We start from the raw sequence: 4,581 nt of genomic DNA on the forward strand, positions 1-4,581 counted from the left end.
GCGCTGGCGCGCGGCGTCCGGCGCCGTCGCGAACAGCAGCGCCAGCAGCCGCGCCACCGTGTACGTTTTACCGGTGCCCGGGCCGCCCGTGATGATGGCGAACGCGCCCCGCAGGGCGACGGCGCAGGCGATGCGCTGCCAGTCGGGCGTCTCGCCCGCACGCTGGGCGCCGAACAGCGCTTCCAGCCACGTGTGCGCCTGGTCGATGTCGACGTCGCGGCGCTCCTGCGCACGCGTGCGCACGCACGTGGCGACCAGCGTCTCGTCGCGCCAGTAGCGGCGCAGGTACAGCCGCGTGTCGTCCAGCACGAGCGGCTGGTCGTAATCGAGATCGCCCACCCGCCACACCTGGTCGCACGTGGCCAGTTGCGACATCCACCCCTTCACGCCGCGCGGCAGCGGTTTCGCGGCCTTCGCCAGCGCCTTCCAATCCTCGTCGGCCCAGCCGAGCAGCGCGGCCGGATCGCCCACCAGGTCGTCCAGCAGCAGGCAGCTGTGACCCCGTCCTTCCAGTTCCGACAGCACGAGGGCCGCCAGCAGCAGCGGCGTCGATTTCGCGCACGCGGCCTCGCCCAGGCTCGCGACGAAGCGCGCGAACACGCCGGACAGGCGGCGCAGTTCGCCCGCCTCCGTCAGGCGCTCCACCTCGGCCCAAAAGGCGCTGGTATCGATGACGTCAGGCTTCATGCGTCTCCTTTCCCAGCAGGCGATCGAGGCCGTCCAGCAGCTCCACGTCCGGCTCGATCAGGTAGCAGCCGTGCGTGGCCGGGTTGCCGATCCCGCGCAGGAACAGGAACACGGCGCCGCCCAGGTGCTCGTGCGGCGAATAGTCGGCGCCGAGGCGCGCGCGCAGCAGGCGGTGCACGGCCAGCATGTAGATGGCGCCCTGGATGTCGTAGCGGTGCCCGGCCATGCCGGCCGCCATCGCGGCCTGCGTGTACGCGGCGTCGCCCGGTCCCAGCGCATTCGATTTGTAGTCCAGCACCCAGTAGCGGCCGTGGCATTCGAACACGAGGTCCGTAAAGCCCTTCAGCATGCCGTGCAGCTGGCGCTCCGGCAGGATCGGACGCGGTGTGTTCCCCAGCATGCGCTGGCGGCACAGGCGGTCGAGCGCGGCGACGTCCAGCTGGCGGCTGGGGAACCAGAATTCCATCTCGGCCAGCGGAGAATCGAGGTCCGCCAGCGCGCAGCCGACGGGCGGCAGCGGCGTGACGGCGACCATGCGCAGCCAGGCCAGCGCATCGTCGACGCGGTTGCCCCAGCCGGCGCGCTGGATGCGCTGCGCGAGGCGGACGCGGAACTCTTCATCGTCGACCCGGCCGAAGCCTTCCCTGGCCATCCATTCCAGCTGCTCGTGCAGGAAGTTACCGGGGCCGGCGCCGCGCGGGAAGCGGTGCCACGGCGCGTCCTCGCTGTGCGTGACGGGCACGACGCCCGGGTCGTCTTCCTCCAGCAAATTCTCTTCCTGCGGCCGCGTGGGCGGCGCGACGGCCACCGTGTTTTTCGTCAGCGACGTGAAGGAGCCCACGGCCCAGTTGCGTTCGAAGCGCGCCTCGAACCGGGGCGGCTCGACGAGCTCCGGCCGCACGTCCTGCCTTGCCAGCCGCGTACAGCCGTCCGGGCTCGCCAGCGCATGGAGTTCGATGCCGTCGACGTCGCCGCGCAAGTGTTCCCAGCGCTCGCGCACGGCGGTCGCGGGCACGGGTGCGCCGCCCGTCAGCAGATAGCCCAGCGCCGATTCGTGCAGCTGGTTCTCGCCCTTCCTGCGCGCCGCGACGGCGGCGACACCCAGCCACAGGAAATGGCGCGCCCGCGTCAGCGCGACGTACAGCAGGCGCAGGTCTTCTTCCAGGCGCGCGCGGTCGACGGCTTCCATCGCCGCGTCGGACAGCGCCAGGTCGATGCGGCGCTCGCCATCGTCTTCCACGTATTCGAAGAATGCGCGGTTGCGGCGGTCCGTCTTGCGCGCGGTGACGGCGAACGGCAGGTACACGAGCGGATATTCCAGGCCCTTCGATTTGTGCACCGTGACGACTTTCACCAGTTCCGCATCCGACTCCAGCCGCAGCACTCTTTCGTCGCCGCCCTCGCCCACGCCTTCCACCTGTTCGGCGAACCAGCGGATCAGCGCCTGTTCGCCATCCAGTTCGCGGCTCGCTTCCTGCAGCAGTTCCGCGAGGTGCAGCAAATTCGTCAGGCGCCGCTCGCCGCCCGGCGCCGCCAGCAGCTTGGCGGGCAGGCCCAGTTCGTGGATGAAGCGGCGCAGCATCGCCAGCACGCCTTGCCGCTGCCACGCCTGGTGCAGCGATTTCAGTTGTTCGACGCGGACTTCCCACGCCAGTTCGTCGCTCGCGAGCTGCGCCAGTTCCGCCAGCGGCAGCGCGCACGTCGCAGTCGCGAACGCGGCGCGCGCGAGCGTGACGTCGAGCGGATTCGCCACCGCCTGCAACCAGCGCAGCACGTCGCGCGCTTCAATGCTTTCGACGACGGAATCCTGGTCGGACAGGTACACGCTCGCGACCTTGCGCTGCACGAGCGCGCGCCGGACGGCCGCCGCCTCGCGCCGGTCGCGCACGAGGATCGCGATATCGGCCGGCATCAGGCGGGCAAACCGCCCGGCATCGTCCGCGAAGCCGACGCGCGGATCGTTCAGCAGCCGGACGATGTGTTCGGCGCAGTGCTGCGCGAAGAATTCGCGGTAGTCATCCGCGCGCAGGTCCTCGACCTCCGCCACGCCGACCGCCAGCGCCTGGAACGGGCCGTCGACGCCGACCAGCTGCTGCTTGCGGCCCGCCGCGTCGACGGCGTCGAACGGCAGCGGATTTTCCTCCCCCTTGCGGAAGCGGAAGGCGCCCGCCGCGTAATTCCCTTCCGCGTGGCGGAACAGCTGGTTGACGGCGGCGACGAGCTGGCGCGTCGACCGGTAGTTCGTGCCCAGCTGGTAGTGGCGGCCGTGCGTGGCGCGGCGCGCCGAAAGATAGCTGTGGATGTCGGCGCCGCGGAAGCCGTAGATCGACTGCTTAGGATCGCCGATGAGGAACAGGCCGCGCGCCGGATCGTTGTCGGCCACGCGGTACAGCAGGTCGAAGATGCGGTACTGGTCGGGCGACGTGTCCTGGAATTCATCGACCATCGCCACCGGATACTGGTCGAGGATGCGGCGGCGTAGCGCTTCGCCGTTCGGTCCCTCCAGCGCATCCTTCAGGCGCGCCAGCATGTCGGCGAAACCGAACTGGCGGTTGCGGCGCTTCAGCTCCGCCATGCGGTGCGCGATGGCGCAGGCGGCGTGGCGCAGCAGCGCGTGCGACACGGGGGCGATGGCGTCGAGCCCCTCTTTCAACGCCTTGGTGTGCTCGAAGCACTCGGGGATCGGCGCGCTGTAATCCTTGCTGAACGCGTCGAGGATGCCGTCGGGTGTCAGGCGGGTCCACGATGCGTCGGTGAGTTGCGGATAGTGGGCTTGCGGGTCATCCGCCCAGCCGCGCAGCGCATCGAACGCTTTCGCCAGCGAATCCGGTCGCATCTTGTTGCCGTTGAACGCCTTCGGATTCACGCTGCGCTGCGCCGCGATCCATGACTCCATCGCATCGGCGCGCGCCTGCCAGCCGTCCTTCAGCCGCTTCAACGCATCGCGCTGCTCGCGTTCCGCCTCGGCGATGACGGCGCCCAGCGGCCGCTCGCCCAGGTTGCCGATGCGGTCGTCGATGCGGCCCGCGCGCTGCACCAGCTCGCGCACGGTCCGTTTCAGCGCGTCGACGTCGCTCCAGCAGGACAGGAGGCTCGTCAGCGCCGCGCCGGACAGCGGGTACACGTGCTGGCGCCAGTAGTCGTGCGCGGCATCCTCGAACAGCGCGCGCTCGTCGCTGACGAGCTCTTCGTCGAACAGGCTGCCGCTGTCGAACGCGTGCTCGCGCAGCATGCGCTGGCACCACGCGTCGATCGTGAAGATCGCCGCCTCGTCCATCGTCTCGGCCGCGAGCACCAGCCGGTGCGCGGCCACGAGCCGGGATGCCTCGTCGTCGTACGCGTCGGCCAGCGCTTCCAGATAGGGATCGTCCGGCTCGATCTCGCCGCGGAAGCACGCCGCCGCCTGCACGAGGCGCTCGCGCACGCGGTTCGACAGCTCGCGCGTGGCGGCGCGCGTAAAAGTCATGACGAGGATCTCGGGCGGCATCAGCGGACGGGCAAAACCGTCGTCGCCGCCGTGGCCCAGCACCAGGCGCAGGTACAGCGCGGCGATGGTCCACGTTTTACCCGTACCGGCGCTGGCCTCGATGAGGCGCGAACCGTGCAGCGGGAAGCCCAGGGCGTCGAGCAGCTGGCTCATTGCTCGCCTCCGTCGAAGCGGGTCACGGTCACGCCGTCCTTCAGCCACGCGACCAACGGGCCGTACAACGCTTCGGCCACGAGCGGCCAGCCGCCGGCCGCGCGCAGCAGCGCGAATTCCGGCCACAGGCGCGCGAGACGTATGACGGCGGCTTCGAGATCGACGGCGAAGTCACCGACCCGTGCCTCGCGCGCATCGCCGCCGGAGAAGTGCGCGAGCGCCGTCTTGCACGCGACGGGCAGCGGCCGGTCGAG

Annotated in this window: 2 protein-coding genes and 1 pseudogene; all 3 read right to left on the minus strand. The window is 70.3% G+C overall.

What is annotated here, in order from left to right; all coding sequences use genetic code 11:
* Positions 1-687, minus strand: a pseudogene (locus ACEN88_RS24930) (exodeoxyribonuclease V subunit alpha); the annotation flags it as partial.
* Positions 677-4,327, minus strand: a complete 3,651-nt coding sequence (gene recB / locus ACEN88_RS24935) for an exodeoxyribonuclease V subunit beta (RefSeq protein WP_413344004.1) — start codon at positions 4,325-4,327, stop codon at positions 677-679. The gene recB and the pseudogene ACEN88_RS24930, both read right to left, overlap by 11 nt.
* On the minus strand, positions 4,324-4,581 hold a 258-nt coding region (locus ACEN88_RS24940), incomplete at its 5' end, for a hypothetical protein (RefSeq protein WP_413344006.1). The genes ACEN88_RS24940 and recB, both read right to left, overlap by 4 nt.

The organism is Massilia sp. CT11-108 (assembly GCF_047302915.1).
GTDB lineage: Bacteria > Pseudomonadota > Gammaproteobacteria > Burkholderiales > Burkholderiaceae_D > Telluria > Telluria orientalis.

Bases quoted from the DNA above. Each gene is read 5' to 3' on its own strand.
- recB (WP_413344004.1), bottom strand. From the start codon at position 4,327: ATGAGCCAGCTGCTCGACGCCCTGGGCTTCCCGCTGCACGGTTCGCGC.